The 19,457-nt window shown below is 59.6% G+C and carries 17 protein-coding genes; 10 read left to right on the top strand and 7 right to left on the bottom strand.

The features are described from left to right. Window positions 1-2: 2 nt before the first annotated feature. Window positions 3-1,427, bottom strand: coding sequence for an aspartate ammonia-lyase (locus WF513_RS17000; protein WP_339080593.1), 1,425 nt, complete (start codon window positions 1,425-1,427; stop codon window positions 3-5). Between the two features lie 359 nt (window positions 1,428-1,786). Here WF513_RS17000 and WF513_RS16995 point away from each other — a divergent pair, with 359 nt between their 5' ends. Next, complete coding sequence (locus WF513_RS16995; protein WP_339080592.1) at window positions 1,787-2,692, top strand: LysR substrate-binding domain-containing protein; 906 nt, start codon at window positions 1,787-1,789, stop codon at window positions 2,690-2,692. Between the two features lie 55 nt (window positions 2,693-2,747). Here the strand turns inward: WF513_RS16995 and WF513_RS16990 are convergent, their stop codons facing one another. Together WF513_RS16990 and WF513_RS16985 are read right to left on the bottom strand one after the other, a co-directional pair. Further along, a complete protein-coding gene (locus tag WF513_RS16990; RefSeq protein ID WP_339080591.1) occupies window positions 2,748-3,872 on the bottom strand; it encodes a polyamine ABC transporter substrate-binding protein in 1,125 nt (374 codons plus the stop codon). Between the two features lie 106 nt (window positions 3,873-3,978). Then, window positions 3,979-5,013, bottom strand: a complete 1,035-nt coding sequence (locus WF513_RS16985; RefSeq protein WP_339080590.1) for a histone deacetylase family protein — start codon at window positions 5,011-5,013, stop codon at window positions 3,979-3,981. Between the two features lie 283 nt (window positions 5,014-5,296). Here WF513_RS16985 and WF513_RS16980 point away from each other — a divergent pair, with 283 nt between their 5' ends. From WF513_RS16980 to WF513_RS16965, 4 genes are read left to right on the top strand one after another with little or no spacing between them, the layout of a single operon-like run. After that, a complete protein-coding gene (locus tag WF513_RS16980) occupies window positions 5,297-5,578 on the top strand; it encodes a PepSY domain-containing protein (protein ID WP_339083639.1) in 282 nt (93 codons plus the stop codon). Further along, entirely contained in the window at window positions 5,575-6,855 is a 1,281-nt protein-coding gene (locus WF513_RS16975) for a sialidase family protein (RefSeq protein ID WP_339080589.1), read from the top strand. Before WF513_RS16980 ends, WF513_RS16975 begins: the two co-directional genes overlap by 4 nt. Continuing rightward, window positions 6,852-7,463: a hypothetical protein gene (locus WF513_RS16970; protein WP_339080588.1), complete on the top strand. Its 612-nt coding sequence runs from the start codon at window positions 6,852-6,854 to the stop codon at window positions 7,461-7,463. The genes WF513_RS16975 and WF513_RS16970 overlap by 4 nt, the downstream gene beginning before the upstream one ends. Continuing rightward, window positions 7,460-9,496 carry an LTA synthase family protein gene (locus WF513_RS16965; protein ID WP_339080587.1) on the top strand — a complete coding sequence of 679 codons (2,037 nt, stop codon included), beginning with the start codon at window positions 7,460-7,462 and terminating at the stop codon, window positions 9,494-9,496. The genes WF513_RS16970 and WF513_RS16965 overlap by 4 nt, the downstream gene beginning before the upstream one ends. A gap of 140 nt (window positions 9,497-9,636) precedes the next feature. On the opposite strand, the gene WF513_RS16960 is transcribed toward WF513_RS16965, so the two are convergent. From WF513_RS16960 to WF513_RS16950, 3 genes are all read right to left on the bottom strand, one after another. Continuing rightward, window positions 9,637-10,629: an AraC family transcriptional regulator gene (locus tag WF513_RS16960; RefSeq protein WP_339080586.1), complete on the bottom strand. Its 993-nt coding sequence runs from the start codon at window positions 10,627-10,629 to the stop codon at window positions 9,637-9,639. Between the two features lie 100 nt (window positions 10,630-10,729). Next, window positions 10,730-13,324 (bottom strand): DEAD/DEAH box helicase family protein, encoded by a 2,595-nt coding sequence (locus tag WF513_RS16955; protein ID WP_339080585.1) that lies wholly within the window; start codon window positions 13,322-13,324, stop codon window positions 10,730-10,732. Between the two features lie 13 nt (window positions 13,325-13,337). Further along, window positions 13,338-14,945 carry a site-specific DNA-methyltransferase gene (locus WF513_RS16950; RefSeq protein ID WP_339080584.1) on the bottom strand — a complete coding sequence of 536 codons (1,608 nt, stop codon included), beginning with the start codon at window positions 14,943-14,945 and terminating at the stop codon, window positions 13,338-13,340. 130 nt (window positions 14,946-15,075) lie between these two features. Here WF513_RS16950 and WF513_RS16945 point away from each other — a divergent pair, with 130 nt between their 5' ends. Further along, window positions 15,076-15,453 (top strand): helix-turn-helix transcriptional regulator, encoded by a 378-nt coding sequence (locus WF513_RS16945; protein WP_339080583.1) that lies wholly within the window; start codon window positions 15,076-15,078, stop codon window positions 15,451-15,453. 174 nt (window positions 15,454-15,627) lie between these two features. On the opposite strand, the gene adhP is transcribed toward WF513_RS16945, so the two are convergent. Further along, entirely contained in the window at window positions 15,628-16,656 is a 1,029-nt protein-coding gene (gene adhP, locus WF513_RS16940) for an alcohol dehydrogenase AdhP (protein ID WP_339080582.1), read from the bottom strand. A gap of 270 nt (window positions 16,657-16,926) precedes the next feature. Between adhP and purE the strand changes: the two genes are divergently transcribed. The 4 genes from purE (at window position 16,927) to WF513_RS16920 (ending at window position 19,444) form a co-directional block, all read left to right on the top strand. Continuing rightward, window positions 16,927-17,418 carry a 5-(carboxyamino)imidazole ribonucleotide mutase gene (purE, locus tag WF513_RS16935; protein ID WP_339080581.1) on the top strand — a complete coding sequence of 164 codons (492 nt, stop codon included), beginning with the start codon at window positions 16,927-16,929 and terminating at the stop codon, window positions 17,416-17,418. 3 nt (window positions 17,419-17,421) lie between these two features. Then, a complete protein-coding gene (locus tag WF513_RS16930) occupies window positions 17,422-18,507 on the top strand; it encodes a 5-(carboxyamino)imidazole ribonucleotide synthase (protein ID WP_339080580.1) in 1,086 nt (361 codons plus the stop codon). Between the two features lie 114 nt (window positions 18,508-18,621). Further along, window positions 18,622-18,867: a GlsB/YeaQ/YmgE family stress response membrane protein gene (locus WF513_RS16925; protein ID WP_339080579.1), complete on the top strand. Its 246-nt coding sequence runs from the start codon at window positions 18,622-18,624 to the stop codon at window positions 18,865-18,867. Window positions 18,868-18,901: 34 nt separating this feature from the next. Next, window positions 18,902-19,444 (top strand): DUF3299 domain-containing protein, encoded by a 543-nt coding sequence (locus tag WF513_RS16920; RefSeq protein WP_339080577.1) that lies wholly within the window; start codon window positions 18,902-18,904, stop codon window positions 19,442-19,444. Window positions 19,445-19,457: the final 13 nt, after the last annotated feature.

The raw sequence follows: 19,457 nt of genomic DNA, 5'->3' as shown, positions 1-19,457 counted from the left end.
GCTCAGGGCTGCAGTGGGACGAGGCGCGGCGCAATCATGTTTTCCGGGCGCAAGATGTCAGCCAAGGTGACGTCATCCAGCAGCTTTTCCTCGCGCACCAGCTCCAGCACGCTGCGGCCGCTGTCCAGCGCCACTTTGGCGATGCGCGTGGCGTTTTCGTAACCGATGTAGGGGTTGAGGGCGGTAATCAGGCCGATGGAGTTTTCCATCAGTTCGCGGCAACGGGCTTCGTTGGCGGTGATGCCGTCGATGCACAGCTCGCGCAACATATCCATGGCGCGGGTCAGCAGGCGGATCGAGTCGAAAATCTTGTAGGCAATCAGCGGCTCCATGACGTTGAGCTGCAGCTGGCCCCCTTCGGCCGCCATGGTCAGCGCCAGGTCGTTGCCGATCACTTCAAACGCGACTTGGTTGACCGCTTCCGGGATAACCGGGTTGACCTTGCCGGGCATGATCGAGCTGCCTGGCTGGCGCGCCGGCAGGTTGATCTCGTTGATCCCGGTGCGTGGGCCGCTGGAGAGCAGGCGCAGGTCATTGCACATCTTCGACATTTTTACCGCGGTGCGCTTGAGCATGCCGGAGAACAGCACGAACGCGCCCATGTCCGAGGTGGCTTCGATCAGGTCAGCGGCAGGCGTTAGCGGCTGGCCGCTGATGATCGCCAGGCGTTTAACGGCCATCAGTTGGTACTGCGGGTCGGCGTTGATGCCGGTGCCGATGGCGGTGCCGCCTAGGTTCACTTCAGTGAGCAGGGTTGGCGCGAGCAGCTTGAGGTGGTGCAGGTCTTCACCGAGGGTGGTGGCGAAGGCGCGGAACTCCTGACCCAAGGTCATCGGCACCGCGTCTTGCAACTGAGTGCGGCCCATCTTTAATACGTGGCTGAACTCTAAGTGCTTTTTCGACAGCGACTGGATCAGCTTATCCAGTGCGGTCAGCAGGCTGTCGTGGCCCAGCAGCAGGCCAAGGCGAATGGCGGTGGGGTAGGCGTCGTTGGTCGATTGCGCCATGTTCACATCGTTGTTGGGGTGCAGGTGCTGGTAGTCGCCCTTCTCAAAGCCCATGGCTTCGAGGGCGATATTGGCAATCACCTCGTTGGCATTCATGTTGGTCGACGTGCCGGCGCCGCCTTGGATCATGTCGACCACGAACTGATCGTGGAACTCGCCCTGGATGATGCGTGCGCAAGCGGTGCTGATCGCCGTGTGCTTGGCGGCAGACAGGTGGCCCAGCTCGCGGTTGGCGTCGGCGGCGGCCTGCTTGACCATGGCCAATGCAATGACCAGTTTTGGGTAATGTGAAAGCGTGACACCGGACAGGCGGAAGTTCTGCACGGCACGCAGGGTCTGAATGCCGTAATAGGCTTCAGCGGGAACGTCGAGGGTGCCGAGTAGGTCTTTTTCGACGCGCGATGATGCAACAGGGGACATGATGATTACATTCTCGTGGGTGTGCGGAAGATGCCGCGATGTCCCATAGATTAAGGACTGCAGCCATGTTGTGGCCAATGCTGTTAAACGCTGGGTCATGCATAATCGGCATAATGTACGTGTGACGTTGGGCTGCGTCCGGGCGTAACCCACTAGGCGATCGACCGCGTTGCGCCGGTGGTGGGTTACGCCGCGTCTTGAGTCGTGCGGTGTTTAGCAATGGCGGCAAGCGACTAACCCACCCTACGCGCCCCCTACAGGCCGTAGGGTGGATGACGCTTTACCCATCCACCACAACCGAATGCCGGCTGGGCGGTGTATGAAAAGAGCGTCATCCGCCCTACACAACAGGAGTGACGATGAACCTTGAAAGTAAATGGCTAGACGATTTTGTCACTTTGGCTGCCACGCGCAGTTTTTCTCAGGCGGCGCAAAAGCGCTTTGTGACGCAGCCAGCCTTTAGCCGGCGCATTCGCAGCCTAGAAAATGCCTTGGGCCTGACCCTGGTAGACCGCAGCTGCACGCCGGTGGCGTTGACCGACTCCGGTCAGTTGTTTCTGGTCACGGCGCGTAGCATGGTCGAGCAACTCAGCGAGGTGCTGCGTCATCTGCACAACCTTGAAGGCCAGCAGGGCGAAGTGATGCAGATTGCTGCCGCGCATTCGCTGACGCTGGGTTTTTTCCCGGCGTGGATCGCCCGCTTACGTCGCGAGGGGTTGCCGTTAAGCACCCGCTTGGTGGCCACCAACGTCGGTGAGGCGATGCATGCCCTGCGTGAAGGGGCGTGCGACTTGATTCTGGCATATTACGACCCCGATGCCGCCATGCAGATGGACCCGCAAATTTTCCCGTCCCTACATCTGGGCCGCACCGAAATGTTGCCGGTGTGCGCGGTGGATGAACACGGTCAGCCGCTGTTTGATCTAGAGAGCGGGCAAAGTGTGCCGCTGCTGGCCTACAGCGCTGGCGCGTTTCTCGGGCGTTCGGTCAACCTGCTGCTGCGCCAACGCGCCTTACGTTCCACCACGGTGTACGAAACAGCGATGGCTGACAGCCTAAAAAGCATGGCGTTGCAGGGCATGGGCGTTGCCTGGGTGCCGCGCTTGTCGGTGACGGCTGAGCTGGCGCGCGGCGAGCTGATGGTCTGTGGCGGTGAGCAGTGGCAAGTGCCGCTGGAGATTCGCTTATACCGCTGCGCGTTGGTGCGCAAGGCGGCGGTGCGGTTGCTCTGGCGTAAGCTGGAAACCGGCGAGGTCGGCGGCTAAAGCCCTTGGCTGGATATCGCCGGCGCAGCAGACTAGCCACTGCGCCGGTGTGCCATCAGGTGCCGGACTTGATGGTGTTCCATGCCCGCGTGCGCAGACGCTCAATTTTTTGCGGCAGCGGTTGCAGCACATAGAGGGTTTTCTGGGTTTCGGCGGTTGGTGTTAGGCCGGGGTTATCGCGGATTTCTGGACCGACCAGCAGCATGCCGTCTTTATTTGGGTTGGGGTAACCGAGGAAGTCGCTGATCGGCGCCACCACTTTTGGATCGAGTAGGTTGTTCAGGAACTCATGGGCCTCAGCCACGTTTTGTGCGCTTTTCGGGATGGCGAAGGAGTCAAACCACAGGGGGGCACCTTCTTTCGGTAAGCGCCAATCCACCACCACGCCGTTGCCGGCTTCTTTAGCGCGGTTGGCGAACTGGTAGAAACTGCCCGAGTAGCCGATGGCCACGCAGATGTCGCCGTTGGCGATGTCGGTCATGTATTTGGCGGAATGGAAGTAGGCGATGTTGGGGCGGATTTTCAGCATCAGGTCGGTGGCTTTTTTGTAGTCATCCGGGTCGGTGCTGTTGGGGTCGAGACCTAAGTAATGCAGGGCTATTGGCAGAATGTCGCCGGGCGAATCAAGCATGGCCACGCCGCATTGCTTGAGCTTGCTGATGTTTTCTTCTTTGAAGATTAAGTCCCAGCTGTTTACCGGCGCGTCACTACCGAGCACGGCCTTAACCTTGTCCGGGTTAAAACCGATCAACACCGTGCCATACATATAAGGCATGGCGTATTGGTTGCCGGGATCGTTAGCGGTCATCAGTTCCAGCAGGCCGGGGTCGAGGTGTTGCCAGTTGGGCAGCTTGCTCTTGTCCAGTTTCTGGAACACGCCGGCCTTGATCTGCGTATCAAGGAAGGTATTACTCGGCACCACCAAGTCGTAACCTGAGTTGCCGGTAAGCAGCTTGGCTTCGAGCCCCTCGTTGGTGTCGAACACGTCCCAGGTCAGCTTAATGCCCGTGTTGTCGGCAAAGTCTTTGGGCACCGAGGGCAGGATGTAATCCGCCCAGTTGTACACGCGCAACTCACGCTGCTTGTCTGGTACGGGTGGTGCCGTTTGCGCTTGGGCCGCAGTGGCCAGCAGGGTTGCGCCGCAGAGGGCGCTGGTGAGCAGGTGCTTAATTGTTGTCATCGTTTTTCACCTTGATGTGATTGTGCGGTGTGTGTCGGCTAAACAGAGCGATGCCGTGTGCAGCCTGACGGTGCCGCGCGGTGGACAAGCCTTGGCCATGTTCACCCTACAAATGAGCGGCTTCGAATCCTTCCAGTACGTTGACGGCGTTAATGCCGATGGCCTCGACGGCATACCCGCCTTCCATGACAAACAGTGTTGGCTTACCGAGTGCCGCGATCCGCCGGCCCATGGCCAGATAATCCGGGCTGTCGAGTTTGAACTGGGAAATTGGATCATCTTTAAAGGTGTCTACGCCCAGCGACACGACGATGACCTCGGCATCAAATTCGCTAATGCGCTGGCAGGCTTGATCCAGCGCCTCACTCCATACCGCCCACGGGCTGCCCATGGCCAGTGGGTAGTTAAAGTTGCAGCCTTCACCGGCACCGATGCCGCATTCATCGCTGTAGCCAAGGAAGAACGGGAACTCATCAGCCGGGTCGCCGTGGATGGAGGTAAACAGGACATCATTGCGTGAGTAAAAAATATCCTGGGTGCCGTTGCCATGGTGGTAGTCAACATCAAGGATGGCCACGCGGCGTTTGCCTTGATCAAGAAACGCCTGCGCGGCAATGGCGGCGTTGTTCAGGTAGCAATAGCCCCCCATTAGTTCACCGGCAGCGTGATGGCCGGGTGGGCGGCACAGGGCAAACGCGCTGTGCGCGCCTGCAGTGATGGCTGCCTGAGCACTGAGCGCCACCTGCGCGGCGCTGTAAGCCGCCTGCCAAGTGCCAGCAGTAATGGGTGCGCCACCGTCAAAGCTGTAATAGCCGAGTTGGCCGTGTAGGTCGCGGGGGATGACCGCACGCAGGGTCCGCGCCGGCCAAGTAAAGGGCAGCAAGTCACCATGACCGTTCTGCGCCTGCCAGCGCGCCCACGCACCGTGGAAGAAATCCAGATAGGCGGCACTGTGAATGCGCTCAATTGGTGCGCGACCAAAATCGGTGGGCGCTTGCACGTCGCCCAGTTGCCGATCGTTAACCCGCTGCAAAATATGGTCAGCCCGTTGCGGCTTCTCAAAACACGGCAGCAGTTGGCCATCAATCAGCTCGCAGCTGCCGTGATGCAGGTGATGGTCGTCGCTGTAAAAGGTCAGCATGCAAACGGCTCCTAGGGATTTTTGTTCTGTTGACCATTGTTCGCAGTTAACGGGCCGGGTAAGAACGCTGACAACGGCCAAAAGGGGATCGAAGTGGCCAAATTGTGCGGCCAGCACCTAAAGCCTCAACCGTTAGGGGTGCAGCGCAAGGCCTCGCAAACTGTAACAAGCGATGAACCTATCGTTTCAATTGCCTCGAGGGGTGGCACTATGCCTGCCGCCGGGCAGTGCCCTTTTTGCGTGTGTGAGGATGCAGAGCATGTTTGATCAAGCCCGTAGCGTGCTGCGTAAATGGCTGCCTTTGGCCCTTGTTTGCCTTGCCACACCGGCGCTGGCCGAGGTGCAGTGCTCAAACGCCGAGCGCTCGACCTGGATGGATGAATCAGATTTCCGCCAGCAAATGAAAAGTCAGGGTGTGAAAATCACCAAATTCTTGATCACCCCAGGCAATTGCTACGAGATTTACGGGTTCGACAAAGCCGGCAAGAGGGTTGAAATCTATTACAGCCCGGTCGATGCCTCGCCGGTGGCTGAAATTGTCACGGCTGTAGCGGTAAAACCATGATCAAGGCGCGCGCAGTTCCTGCATTACTTAGCGCTGCAGCGGTGGTATTTGCCTTCGCTTGGTACAGCGCGCCGCCGCAACCATTAGCTGCATTTGTGCCGCTAACAAGCCCCCCGCTAGCCGCCACAGAACCGCTATTTGCTGCCCGTTTTGCATCCTCCAATATGCAAGACTTTGTTCATTCTGCATCCATCACTGGCCTCACCGGTGGTAATCAAATGGCCGTCTGGTTCGCCGGTACCCGTGAGGGCTCCGCCGATGTGCAGATTCGCGCTGCACGCTTTGACGCCGCTAAAGGCCAGTGGGGTGCGGAGCGCGTTTTAGCCACCCGCAAAGGCACAGAGCGCGCGGTGGGTAAGCGCATCCGTAAACTGGGTAACCCGGTTATTAGCCTGGCTCCAGACAACCGCCTCTGGCTGTTTTATGTCTCGGTATCGATTGGCGGCTGGGCCGGCAGCGCGGTCAACGCCATGGTTTCTGATGACTTGGGCGAAACCTGGTCAGCGCCATGGCAACTGGTCACCAGTCCTTTTCTCAATATCAGTACGTTGGTGCGCGGCGCGCCGGTGTTTCATGCCGACGGCAGCATCGGCCTGCCGGTGTATCACGAGTTTCTTGGCAAATTTCCGGAGTACCTGCACCTGAGTAAAAACGGTCAGGTGCAAGGCAAATACCGCATTGGTAAGGCCCGCTATTCGCTGCAGCCAAGCGTGGTGCCGCTGGACGAGCACCGCGCCGTGGCGTTGCTGCGGTATGCCGGGGAGACCCATCATCGGGTATTGGCCAGTCGCACCGAGGACAACGGGCGAACGTGGAGCCAACCGCAGCCGTTGGAGCCAAGCAACCCTAACTCATCGGTGTCGGCAGTGGGCCGCCCAGACGGCAGCTTGCTGGTGGCGATGAATGATCTTGAGGACGGACGCTTCCGGCTGACCCTCTACACCACCGACAGTAACCTGGATAACTGGCGCACTTTGGGTGACTTGGATGAGAGCCCCAACCCTTGGGGCGAGCCCATCCCACAAGCGGATTTCCCCGCTGTTATTCGCGAGAAATTCCGCGCCAGTGGCGGTGATCGGTTTGCCGAGCACGAGTCGCTATTCCTTGAGCGGGTCACGGCGCGGATGTGCACCACCAATGGCTGCGACTTCGATTACGAATACCCCTATTTCAGCCGCGACGCGGATGGTAACTACCACCTGGTCTACTCGTGGAACGACATGTTTATCAAACACCTAACCTTCAATGAAGCGTGGCTCGCGGAGCGTCGTCCATGACCGATTTCTGGTTGGCGCACATAGCCTTTGGCCTGCTGGCCTTCTTGCTGCTGGCACGTTTTGGCACTGGCATGCGGCTGCAAAGTGCCAAGTTGCTGCTGTGCCTGTTGCTAAGTCTGGTGCCGTTGCAAGGCATGAGCTTGGCCCTGCAACTGCGCACCTACATGGGTGACCTGTCCATTAGCAGCCTGGTGCTGCTGAGCTGGGTGGCGTTCAGCCGCTTCGGCCTCCCAGCGCTTGCCACTCAAGGCCGTTTGCTCGGGCTGGGGCTGTTTGCTGCCTTGGCGATGTTGCTCTACCCCGCGGCGCTGGGCCTCAGTTACAGCGACCCCTACCAGCTTGGCTTTGAGCCGCGCTCGATGCTGCTGGTCATCGGCCTGCTGTGCGTAATCCTGATTGTGTTGCGCAGCTGGTTCAGTGCATTGGCGCTGGTACTGGCCACCTTGGCGTTTGCCCTGCGGCTCAATGCGTCAGAAAACTACTGGGATTACTTGATAGACCCTTACCTCGCCCTTTACAGCCTCGGCGCACTGGTGGCTGCCGGCCTGCGTTGGCTGCAGGCGCGGCGTCGGCGCCCCTTGTTGGTTGACGCGAGGAGCCGCGCATGAGTTGGCTGAGATCGCGCCGTCTGCATTACCTCGTCGGCCTCACCGTCTTACTCTTTGCCCTGTTCGCCGGCCTGCGCGGGTTGTTTTTGTTGGGCTTCTCTGGGCTGCAGGATGTCACTGATTCAGATGTGCTGCGCACCCTCGGCATTGGCTTGCGATTCGACCTGCGCCTCGCGCTGTTGCTGATGTTGCCGGTTGGCTTGCTGCTGGCTCTGCCGAAATTACGGCTGACGCGGTTTCGCCCGTTTCGCTGGCTGCTGCGTGGCTACCTTGGGTTGGCCATTGCCGGATTAGGCCTGCTGTACATCGTCGATTTTGGCCATTACGCCTACCTCGGTGTGCGCCTGAATGCCACCGTGCTGCGGTTTGCCGGTGATGCGCAAACGTCTGCCGGCATGCTGTGGCAGACCTACCCCGTTATATGGATCACCCTGGCTTGGTTTACCGGCGTGGCGCTGTGGCTGTATGCCCTGCTGCGTTTGGAGCGCGCCACCCTGGATCGCCCGCTGACGCATCCGGTCGGCGTGTTGCCGGCACTGGGTGGCGCGGCGCTGGTCGGCGTGTTGGTGGTATTCGGCCTGCTCGGTCGTGCGGCCGCACTGAACCTAGAGAACCCGGTACCGCTGCGCTGGAGTGATGCTTTTTACAGTGGCAACAGCCAAGTCGCAGCCGTGGGCCTCAACCCAGCGCTGTTCTTGTTTGACACCCTAAAACTTGAGCCCAGCGCTTACGATGAAGCCGCCACTCGCGAGCACTACGAGGCGGTAGCTGATTACTTGGGCGTGACCCAGCGCGACCGTGAAGCGCTGAACTTCTTCCGTGAGCAAGCGCCGCAAGCGCACCGCATCACAGCTGAGCGGCCACCCAATATTGTGTTTGTCATGCTGGAGTCTCTCGGCACCAGCGCTGTGGGGGCCTACGGCAATCCGCTTAACCCAACGCCCAACTTGGATCGCTTAGCCAAGGAGAGCTGGTTCTTCCGTCACTTCTACGTACCCGTCACGGGCACCGCCAAAACGGTGTGGGCGAGCATCACCGGCATACCTGATGTATCGCGTCAGGAGACGGCCACGCGTAACCCGCTGATCGCCCGTCAGCACACCCTAATCAACAACCTTAAGGGTTACGAGAAGTTCTACATGATCGGCGGTAACGCCGGCTGGGCCAACATCAACGGGCTGATCCGCCAAAGCATCGACGATGTGCAACTCTATGAAGAGCGCCATTGGCAATCGCCGCAGGTGGATGTATGGGGCATCTCCGACCTCGACTTCTTTAAAGAGAGCAGCCGCATCCTCGGCGCATTGCCCAAGGACAAGCCCTTCTTTGCTTACTTGCAAACCTCGGGTAACCATCGCCCATTCACCATCCCCACCGACAACGATGGCTTTGAGCCCCTCGATTTGACGCTGGAGCAGGTGCAGCAAGCCGGCTCGCGCAGTGTTGAACAGTACAACGCGGTGCGTTTACTCGACTTCAACATAGGTCGCTTGATGGACCTGGCCAAAGAGCAGGGCTTCTACGACAACAGCATTTTTGTGTTCTTCGGCGACCACAACACCCGCATCAGCCAGATCCCGCACATGGCGCCAGCCTTCGAGCAATTGGGGCTGGAAAGCAACAACGTGCCGCTGTTGATTCACGCACCCAAGTGGCTGCCGCCCCGCGAGTTTGACGAAGCTGTAGGGCTGGCTGATTTAATGCCGACCATGGCAGGCATGCTGGGCTTGGCGTTCACCAACGGTGGTCTGGGACGCGACATCCAACTGCCGGCGCCAGAAGGCGAGCGGGCAGTGCCGCTGGTGCTGCAAGAAGGCAGCTTCCCGGTGATTGGTGCGGTGACCCGCGACTTCCTTTTGCAAATGCAACACGACGGCGCATCGCCGACCCTGCATGACCTGCATTCGGCCACGCCGCGGGACGACGTGGCCGCTGCTCATCCGCAAGAATTTCAGCGGCTGTATGGGCTGAGTCGCGGCCTGCACGAAGCCTCACGTCTGCAGATGTACCGCAACGTACGCCCTGAAGAGTGACGCCAGCCCAGTGGATGACGCATGCGTCATTCATCGGGGTTAAGCCGAATCGCCGTATTGGTGCCGTTTTGTAGGGTGGATGACGCTGTGTTCATCCACCGTTATTCAGCGAGCGGTGCGGGCGAAAATCTCTGATTGCCCTACGCGCGAAAGCGGCTTGGCGGCACACCGCTCCAGCGCTGAAAAGCATGGCGAAAGCTCGCCGTTTCGCTAAAGCCTAAGTGCTCAGCAATCCGGCAGATCGGCCAGTCGGCTTCGCCCAGCAGGGTTTTCGCCCGCTCAAAACGTAGCTCATCGAGCAATTCCTGATAATGCGTACCCAATGCCTGCAGGTGGCGGCGCAGCGTGCGCGGGGAGCAGTGCATCTGCTGCGCCAGTTGCTCCACGCCGGGCGGCGCGGTCAGTTGTTCAGCCAATAACTGGCGTACGCGGCCAAGCCAAGCCTGCCGGGTATTGAACTCACTGTTTTGCTTGCGGCAGCGCGCCAGCATCTCGCGGTGGGTCACCGCATCAGCCAACGGCAGCGGCCGTTGCAACCAGCTGGCGGGGAAGGCGAACGCATTACGCGCCGCGTTAAATTGCAGCGGGCAGGCAAAGTTATGCGGGTAACGGGCGCTGTAAGCAGGTTCGGCATAGCGAAACTGCGCGGCGCTGAGCGGCAGAGGCTGACCGAGCAAATCATCACTGATCAGTTTGAGCGAGGCCAAACACATTTCCAGGTTGAACACCTGCAACTCCGGGCTGTGCTGGTAGTCGCTGGCGCAGACCCAGGCCAGCTCACCTTCGAGGTGCATTGCCAGCTTAAAGTAAGTCCCGAGCAGCGCCGGGTAGTGCAGCATCAGCTGCCAAGCGTCACCAAAGGTGGCACTCGACAGCGCCGCGTAACCGACCATGCCATAGGCCGACACATGCATGCGCCGGCCTAACTCAAGACCCAAGTCACTGCGTAACCGCAGCGCATTGGCGCACACCTGCAACTCTTGGGTACGGGTGATGCGCGTGTCCGCGCAGGCCAAATCAGCCACGGTAATGCCGCTGCCCGCCAGCAAAGGCTCGGTCAGCTCGGGCTGTGCGGCAAAGATTTCGAGAATCTGTGAAACCACATGCAGGGTGGTCAGGTGGGCATGCAACATCGGGGCAACCGCAACAATTTAGACCACCCAAACAACGCAAGAACTATGCCGCGCCCTGCCGATCAGAGGCGCACAGGGCTTAGCCTTGAACGTTATTGAGTTACAGGTTACGCAGTAACTCACAGGCTTGTGCCCAGCTCAGCGCACCTGACGGCGGGGTTGTCTCAAAGACCATGCGATAACGATAGTTGCGCCCTGCCGCCGCTTCCCATTGTTGGCCAAGTTCTATTTTCGCAGCGCTGTCAGAGTTATCGCGGTCACCACCCTTGGTTTCCAGCAGCACGATCACCCCCGATTGCAGGCACAGTATGAAGTCCGGGTAGTGCTTGATCGCCCCATTAAGAGCAAAACCCTTGCCGCTCTGGTTGCGGTGCCACCAACGCACATTGGCGCAATCGGCGAGGAAGTCGCTCATCCGCTCTTCCAAGCCGTTACCGCGCTCTTCCCGTTGATAGAGGCTGTTGTCGGCAGCGTAGGCAGCTTTTTGCCTTGGGCTGATTTCAGTGGGCAGTGCAAAGCTGGCACGCAGCTCAATCTTGCCCAAGCCCAAACCATCGCGGAAACGCTGACGGGCAAACCGCTGCATTTCCTGGCGTACCCGTTGGCGGATGCTCTCCACATAGGCGTGCTGTTGTTCGACCACCTGATCCAGCTCGGCGGGGCTTAGGCGCGCCAGCAGTTTGTCGATGTAAGCGCGTAGGTCGCTGTCGGCCAGTGGCGGCATTTTGCCCAGCCAGTTGTTTACCAAGCCGCTCAACTGCCGGCGTTTGGCGTCACCGTCGAGGTTGCTCAGGTAGTCGCGCAACTTGCGGATTTCCGGCTCTTTCAGGCGGATGCGAGTTGGCTCGTAATCACCGCCGGTTTCACCGATACGCAGCAGATCAAGTTTGACCAGATCACCGCTGGTGGGTGCCAGGGCGAAGTTATTGACGTCGCAGTCGGCGATCTGGAAGCCCGCCAGCAAGGCCTCTTTCTCGAGAAAAACCTGACCATCTTCGCTGCCGAACAGTAGGTTGGCGGGCGCCGCCTGGAAGAATTGCGGTAAGCGCAGGCGCGCCAGTTCATCGGCAAACTGCGCTCTAACGGGGCACACATCCATGGCGGCTCTGACTTCCTGTGCTTGGTAACGACCTTGCAGTGCCGTACTGGCCTGCTCCAGTTCGGCATTGGCTTGCAGGGCAAAGGCCAAGGTGGCCTCCACCGCTGTCGGCTCGGCTGCGCTGCTGTGCAGCGAGATGGCCGCAGCAACTGGCGAATGGCCTTGGGGCGGATTGAACAGTGGCAAATCCGCCTGAGTGACGCCGCTCGGTGGCGCTAACCCAGGGCTAGCGGGCGCTATCAGCTCGTCGGGGGTGCGGAAATCGCGCCGGCTAAAGCCCGCACGATTGAGTCCGGCAACGATGCTTGCCAAGGTCGCGCTGAATACGCTGGAGGCGGTCAGTACATAGCTCATGTTCAGCGGCTCTTGCCCATGTTTACGCACATAGGGTTGGCGCAGAATGCGGCCGAGAATCTGCTCGACATCCACCGGTGCCGAGCGGTCGGCCAGCGTCGCTAGAATATAGGCGAAGGGGCAATCCCAGCCTTCCTTGAGCGCATTGACGGTGATGATAAAGCGCACCGGGCAATCGGCTGCCAACAAGTCGATGCCTTTGAGTTCATCATGCTCGGCGGTTTTCAGCTTGATCCATTCGGCTGGAATGCCGCGCTCCAGCAGGTCAGCTTTGGCTCGCTCGAAACTGCGCGCGCCCTCTTTGCTTTTGCTCTCGGCCTGCACCAGCACGATCGGCCGTATGCGGCAGCCACCTTGGGCTAGTTCGGCATTGGCCTCGGCCTCCAGGCGGGCGCGCAGGTCGATGGCGTGGCTAAGCACCGCGTCTTGGTCCGGCAGGTTACGCACGATCACCGGCAGTTTGACCATGTGCTGATCACGCAGCGCCATGGCATCCACGAAGCTGATGATATTGGCCCCGGCACGCGGCGTAGCGGTCAGCTCTAGAACGAAAGCCGGGTTCAGGTTGCAGAGCATTTCCTGCGACAAGCCGCTGGTGACGTTGTGGCTCTCATCGACTATCACCAGCGGATTCAGCCCGGCCATGGCCGCCACCAGCGAGGCCGGGTCGGTGCCTTCGGCGAGCGCCAGTGCCTGTGCGGCGAAGTCATCCAGCGCGCTGTTTTCTTGGTACAGCTTGCGGTTCTCTTTGTTCGTGGCGCGCAGGCTGTCGTAGCTGAGTATCGTCAGCACCAAGCCATCGCGTACCTCGTCGAGGCTGAACTGGCCACCGGCCAACAGCTCACTCTTGTCCAGCACCGTGACCCGGCCCTCGAACAGCCGGTTAAGGGTTTGCCGATAAGGGTGCTCGGGGTTGCGCAGGGCCGTGAGTACCTGCTGCAAGATCGACAGCGACGGCACCAGCCAGATGCACAACCGCGCATCGCCCTGCCGGCGTTGCAGTTGCTCGAAGATGCAGGCCATAGCGTGCAGGCCAATAAAGGTTTTGCCACCGGCCGTCGGCACCTTGGCGCACACCTGCGGCGCACCGTGACGGGCGGCTTGGTAACCGGGCATTTGCAGCGCGCCCTGAGCGTCCCAGTGAGCGCGGTAGGCCAATACGGCATCGTCGCAGGCCCGCCAGCGTTGCAGATACAGGCGCAAGTCGCTGAGCACCTGGCCTTGATAGGCATTCAGTTCCATGAATTGTGGTTCCTTACAGGCGGCTAATGTCACGCGGGATTTTCTTAAAGCGCAGCTTGTGCTGGCGCATAAAGTCTTCGCCCAGCGCTAATTGGTCGGCATAAAACAGGGTTGGGCCGGGGCTTTGAATCAGTTCGGCGAGCAGCTCGAGATCGAGGCAAGTGATGCGCTGCGGCTCGTAGCAAAAGAACACCTGCTGACCGTTGGCCTCGCCCAACCAGTAGCGATGCCGTGGATTGTCCAGCGCTGCCAGCGCCGCGCGGCTGATGCACTCTTGCCAGGCGATATATTCGCGCACGGCCTGTAGCGCCACGGCGGGGTTGAGTTGCTGCTCGGCATCAAACAACGGCTCGCCGAGGTGCTGATAGACAAAACCGCCGCCCAGCCCGGCCACCGCCTTGGCCCCCTCGCCATATCCGCTTATGACCCGGCGCACGCGCTCGGCGGTCAGGCTTTCGGCGTAGTCCATTACCTCGATCAGGATAAAACGCCGCTGGCCGCCGTCCTGGGCATTCAGTTTTAGTACTGCATGAGCCGTGGTGCCGGAGCCGGCGAAGGAGTCGAGGATGATGGAGTCTTTATCGGAGGCTAGGTGTAAGACGCGCTCAATCAAGCTACTGGGCTTGGGTGTGATAAAAACGTCTTCAGAATTTTCAAAGTCGATAATCGATAGCAGCTCTTTCTTTGCGTCTTGGGTATGGCCAACTTCGCTGTAGGGCCAAAGGGTTTGTGGCACTACGCCCTGTTTAACTGCTGAGAGAAAGCGCTTGAGCCGTGGCATACCGTTGCCATCAGGCCCCCACCATATCCGCTTGTCGGCATCCATTTCCTTCAGCTTTTGTTCAGCGTAACGCCAGTACGTACCTTTTGGCGGGCCGGATATTTCACGACCGCCCGGGCATTGAATGGCGTAGGTCCCAAGGCTGTAATAGTTTCTTGCCGATAGATCACCAGATGTCCATGGACCTCTTGCGTCGTGATCCGGATTTTTATATCGATCATTTTGAGTTTCTGAACGCGGCATAGGATGCGGCGTCCATTGCTCAGCCTTTTTCGCATACACCAACACGAAGTCATGATCTTCCGAGAAATGACGCGCACTATTCTTCGGGGAAAAAACTTTCTGCCAGATGACAGTAGTTACAAAGTTGGCGCGGCCGAATATTTCATCCATCAGCAAGCGCAGCGTCGCCACTTCGTTGTCATCGATGGAAACGAAGATGGCACCATCTTCCGCCAACAAGCGATGCAGCAACTTCAAACGCGGATACATCATGCACAGCCACTTATCGTGGCGGCTCATGTCTTCGCCTTCTTTACCGACCACTTGCCCGAGCCACTTTTTGATGCGCGGGTCGTTGACGTTGTCGTTGTACACCCAGCTCTCATTGCCGGTGTTGTACGGCGGGTCGATATAGATGCACTTCACCTTGCCCTCAAACTCGGGCAGCAGGCTTTTCAGCGCTTCTAGGTTGTCGCCGTGGATGATGCGGTTGGCGCTGCTGTTGTCTGGGCTGCCGACCGGCGCCTGATAGCGATAATCGTCCACCAGCACGCGGTAAGGCACGTCGCGGTGGTGGTGCTTGACCTTGTCTTTCCCTACCCAATGCAGCGTTGGCATGCGGTTGCGCCCTGTCCTGAAATTGCCTGGCGTTCAAAGAACGGCCCTAATATTGCCATAGTGGCAATATTCTAAGGCAAATTGACATGGCGGTTTTGCCTGTATGGCAAGCGACGCGAACAATCGCGCCATGCATATCGGACAAGTTATCTACGCACTGCGGCGGGAAAAGGGGCTCACTCAAGAGGCCCTGGCGCTGGAAGCCGAAACGGCCACCAGCAACCTGTCGCGCATTGAAAAAGGCCAGCGACGCCCTTCCGGTGCGTTACTCGAACGTTTGGCAGAGGCCCTGGGCACCAGCGTTACGGCTATTTATGCAGGTGCCGAAGGTGTGCCACTCACAGCCGCCGAACACGCCCGTCAGGCTGAAACCGAGAGCGCCGATTTCTCCCGCGAGGCGGTGCAATTGCGCCAGGACTTTCGCGACCTCAGCCTGAGCAACAAGCGCCTGACTCTGGAGTTTGTACGTATGCTCGCCCGCCTACAGAAAGCAGACGCTAAAAATTGAGAAGTGCTTGGTGGTCGTAGGCGAGGGCGGAAGCGGTGCGACCTGTCCTTTACCATGCTGCAAGCATTATTGCGGACAGCTCAAAGAGGCGGCCCTCGACCCAGATGCGGGGTGGGGCTGAAATGGCGGTGTGCAGGCTCCATCAGTCCGGAGCCTGCACCTGTTCGGTGCTGTTTAGAACTGCAACACCGTGCGCCCTTCGATCTGGCCGTTGCGCATCTGCTCAAAGATGCCGTTGATGTTGTCCAGCGAGTCGCTGTGCACCGTGGCTTTGACCTTGCCCTCAGCGGCGAACTCCAGCGCTTCTTGTAAGTCGGCGCGAGTGCCGACGATGGAGCCGGTGATGCTGATTGCCTTGAGCACTACATCAAATATCGGTGTGGGGAAGTCGCCCGGCGGCAAGCCGACGAGGGCCACGGTGCCGTGTCGCCGGGCCATGCCGATGGCTTGGCTAAACGCGGAGTTAGACACTGCGGTCACCAGCACACCGTGCGCGCCGCCGATGTCGCGCTGGATCACCTCAACCGGGTTTTCCTTGCGCGCGTTGATGGTCAGGCTGGCCCCGAGCTTGCGCGCCAGTTCCAGCTTGGCATCGTCCACATCCACGGCTGCAACGTGCAAGCCCATGGCTTTTGCGTATTGCACGGCTACGTGGCCAAGCCCGCCGATGCCGGAAATCACCACCCACTGGCCCGGCCTTGCGCCGGTGACTTTCAGGCCTTTGTAAACGGTGAGGCCTGCGCAGAGGATGGGCGCAATTTCCAGGAAGCCGATGTTTTTGGGCAAAATACCGACGTAGTCAGGGTCGGCGATGACGTATTCGGCAAAACCACCGTTGATCGAGTAGCCGGTGTTTTGCTGGGTTTCGCAGAGTGTTTCCCAGCCGGTCAGGCAGTGCTCACAGCAACCGCAGGCGCTGTATAGCCAAGGCACGCCAACCCGGTCGCCTTCTTTTACCCGGGTTACTCCGCTGCCCACGGCGGCCACATAGCCCACGCCTTCGTGGCCGGGGATAAAGGGCAGACTGGGTTTGACCGGCCAATCACCTTCAACGGCGTGTAAATCGGTGTGGCACACCCCGCAGGCTTCGATCTTCACCAGAATTTGTCCCGGCCCCGGTAAGGGCGTGTTTACTTCCTCGATGCGCAGTGGCTCGCCAAAGGCGTGGACCACCGCTGCTTTCATGGTCGTGTTCATGGGCAACTCCTGTTTGATGAACTGTTTGGACCAGCGTGCGGGCCAAAAGTGGCGAAATAGTATTCCGGGGCAATGTTTACGAGGTTTGTCAGGCGCTTGCCGCGCCTGGGTGACAAACGGTTGGCATGGGTGCGCGCCTCCTCGGGCTTTCCGGTATACTGCGCGGCCTTTGGCCGGTCGCACCGGCTGGAAATCGCACACAAGCCACGCCGGGTTTCCCGCGTGGCTTGTTGGTTTTTGCAGCGCCTGCGGGCGCAATTGAGAAGAGGCACTTCGATGAGCGCACTGGTTGGCGTGATCATGGGCTCCAAGTCCGATTGGTCCACCCTTAGCCACACCGCCGATATGCTGGACAAGCTGGGCATTCCGTATGAAGTGAAGGTGGTTTCCGCGCACCGCACCCCGGATTTGCTGTTCCAGTACGCCGAGCAAGCCGACGCGCGTGGCATTCAGGTGATCATCGCCGGTGCTGGCGGCGCGGCGCATTTGCCGGGCATGTGTGCCGCCAAGACGCACCTGCCGGTATTGGGTGTGCCGGTGCAATCGGCCGTGCTCTCGGGCGTTGATTCGCTGTTATCGATTGTGCAAATGCCGGCCGGTATTCCGGTTGCCACGCTGGCTATCGGTAAAGCGGGCGCGGTGAACGCGGCGCTTTTGGCAGCGAGCATTCTCGGCCACCAACACCCGCAGTTCCATGCCGCGCTTAAGCAGTTCCGTCAGGAACAAACCGAAACCGTGCTGGAAAACCCTGACCCGCGTGAGGCCTAACCCATGAAGATCGGCGTGATCGGTGGCGGCCAACTGGGCCGTATGTTGGCTCTGGCAGGCACTCCGCTGGGGATGAATTTCGCGTTCCTCGACCCTGCGCCAGATGCGTGTGCGCAGGCCTTGGGTGAGCACATTCGCGCCGATTACAGCGATCAGGACCACCTGCGCCAGTTGGCGGATGAAGTGGACTTGGTGACCTTCGAATTCGAAAGCGTCCCAGCAGAAACCGTGGCGTTTTTGTCGCAGTTTGTGCCGGTCTACCCGAGCGCTGAAGCCTTGCGCATCGCCCGCGATCGCTGGTTTGAGAAGTCCATGTTCAAGGACCTCGGCATTCCCACCCCAGATTTTGCCGATATCCAGTCGCAAGCCGATTTGGACGCCGCCGTGGCTTCGATTGGCTTGCCGGCGGTGCTGAAGACTCGCACGTTGGGGTACGACGGCAAAGGCCAGAAGGTGCTGCGTAAAGCCGAAGACGTTAGCGGTGCTTTTGCTGAGCTGGGCAGCGTGTCGTGCCTGCTTGAGGGCTTTGTGCCGTTCAGCGGTGAAGTGTCGTTGGTGGCGGTGCGGGCCCGTGATGGTGAAACGCGTTTCTACCCGTTGGTGCATAACCGCCATGACAGCGGTGTGTTGGCGCTGTCGATTGCCAGCACCGATCATCCGTTGCAGGCGCTGGCTGAGGATTATGTCGGTCGGGTGCTGAGCAAGCTCGACTACGTCGGCGTGCTGGCCTTTGAGTTTTTCGAGGTTGATGGCGGCCTTAAAGCCAATGAAATTGCCCCGCGCGTGCACAATTCAGGGCACTGGACGATTGAAGGCGCCGAGTGCAGCCAGTTTGAAAACCACCTGCGCGCTGTCGCGGGTCTGCCGCTAGGCTCGACCGCCAAAATCGGTGAGAGCGCGATGCTCAACTTCCTCGGCGTGGTGCCACCTATTGAGCAGGTAATGGCCATTGATGACTGCCGCTTGCACCATTACGGCAAAGCTTTTAAGGCCGGCCGCAAGGTTGGCCATGCGACCCTGCGCTGCGTCGACCGGGCCACGCTGGATAAGCAGATTGCCGCGGTTGAAGCGCTGATCGCTGCGCGATAAATACAGCCTGCTGCCGCCCGTTTGGCGGCGGCAGATGGAACCTCCTCAGGCGATTACGCTCTTATTGCCGAGCCCCACTGACGCTGACCTGTAATTGACTCGGAGCGATTCGCCATGAATATTCTCGGCATCATCTTTATCGGCCTGATCGTCGGCCTGATTGCCCGTCTTATCAAACCGGGCAAAGACAGCATGGGCTGGATTATGACCATCCTCCTCGGCGTGTGCGGCTCTATCGCCGCCACCTATGGTGGCCAGGCGCTGGGTATTTACGCGGTGGGTGAGTCCGCTGGTTTTATCGGGGCGGTGATTGGCGCTGTGGTGCTGCTGGTTATCTACGGCGCCGTTAAAAAGAGCTGAGAGAGTGTTGCTTCGCCGACCTGTGAGCCCGCCAATGCGCTTCATGCTTTTACCGTTGCTGCCCCTGTTGTTACTCAGCGCCTTAGCGCGGGCCGAGTTGCCAGAAACGGACTGGCTCGAACTTATGCCGCCCGAAGATCGCCAGGCGTTGGAAGACATGCCGGAGATCAGCCATCAGGGCATTGAGCAAGACAGCGCTTTCTACAACCCCGGCGGGCTCAAGCAGCAGGCGCAAAACCTCCCGGCGGTGATGTATTCGACCAAGACCGTTGCCGCGTTTGACGGCAAAGCGATCCGCCTCGGCGGCTACCCGGTGCCGCTGGAAACCGACAGCAAAGGCCGCAGCACGCTGTTCTTCTTGGTGCCCTATCCGGGCGCCTGCATCCACGTACCACCGCCGCCGCCGAACCAGCTGGTGTTGGTGCGCTACCCCAAAGGTATTGAGCTGGAAGACATCTACGCGCCGCTGTGGATCAGCGGCACGCTGCAGGTCGAACAGGTTAACAACGAGCTGGCGGATGCCGCGTATGCCATGCAGGCCGACATTGTTAGGCTGGTCACCGATGAAGACTTCTAAGGCTGCAGTGGTC

This window comes from Pseudomonas sp. TMP9 (assembly GCF_037943105.1).
In the GTDB taxonomy this organism is placed as follows: Bacteria; Pseudomonadota; Gammaproteobacteria; order Pseudomonadales; family Pseudomonadaceae; genus Aquipseudomonas.
This window is presented reverse-complemented; position numbering and strand designations above follow the sequence as displayed.

What these genes read in the sequence shown, in the direction of transcription:
- WF513_RS16960 (WP_339080586.1), bottom strand. Translation starts at nt 10,629, where the DNA reads ATGTTGCATGCCCACCTGACCACCCTGCATGTGGTTTCACAGATTCTC.
- WF513_RS16920 (WP_339080577.1), top strand. Translation starts at nt 18,902, where the DNA reads ATGCGCTTCATGCTTTTACCGTTGCTGCCCCTGTTGTTACTCAGCGCC.
- WF513_RS16945 (WP_339080583.1), top strand. Translation starts at nt 15,076, where the DNA reads ATGCATATCGGACAAGTTATCTACGCACTGCGGCGGGAAAAGGGGCTC.
- WF513_RS16975 (WP_339080589.1), top strand. Translation starts at nt 5,575, where the DNA reads ATGATCAAGGCGCGCGCAGTTCCTGCATTACTTAGCGCTGCAGCGGTG.
- WF513_RS16965 (WP_339080587.1), top strand. Translation starts at nt 7,460, where the DNA reads ATGAGTTGGCTGAGATCGCGCCGTCTGCATTACCTCGTCGGCCTCACC.
- WF513_RS16985 (WP_339080590.1), bottom strand. Translation starts at nt 5,013, where the DNA reads ATGCTGACCTTTTACAGCGACGACCATCACCTGCATCACGGCAGCTGC.
- WF513_RS16990 (WP_339080591.1), bottom strand. Translation starts at nt 3,872, where the DNA reads ATGACAACAATTAAGCACCTGCTCACCAGCGCCCTCTGCGGCGCAACC.
- WF513_RS16970 (WP_339080588.1), top strand. Translation starts at nt 6,852, where the DNA reads ATGACCGATTTCTGGTTGGCGCACATAGCCTTTGGCCTGCTGGCCTTC.
- WF513_RS16955 (WP_339080585.1), bottom strand. Translation starts at nt 13,324, where the DNA reads ATGGAACTGAATGCCTATCAAGGCCAGGTGCTCAGCGACTTGCGCCTG.
- WF513_RS16930 (WP_339080580.1), top strand. Translation starts at nt 17,422, where the DNA reads ATGAAGATCGGCGTGATCGGTGGCGGCCAACTGGGCCGTATGTTGGCT.
- WF513_RS16925 (WP_339080579.1), top strand. Translation starts at nt 18,622, where the DNA reads ATGAATATTCTCGGCATCATCTTTATCGGCCTGATCGTCGGCCTGATT.
- WF513_RS17000 (WP_339080593.1), bottom strand. Translation starts at nt 1,427, where the DNA reads ATGTCCCCTGTTGCATCATCGCGCGTCGAAAAAGACCTACTCGGCACC.
- WF513_RS16950 (WP_339080584.1), bottom strand. Translation starts at nt 14,945, where the DNA reads ATGCCAACGCTGCATTGGGTAGGGAAAGACAAGGTCAAGCACCACCAC.
- purE (WP_339080581.1), top strand. Translation starts at nt 16,927, where the DNA reads ATGAGCGCACTGGTTGGCGTGATCATGGGCTCCAAGTCCGATTGGTCC.
- WF513_RS16995 (WP_339080592.1), top strand. Translation starts at nt 1,787, where the DNA reads ATGAACCTTGAAAGTAAATGGCTAGACGATTTTGTCACTTTGGCTGCC.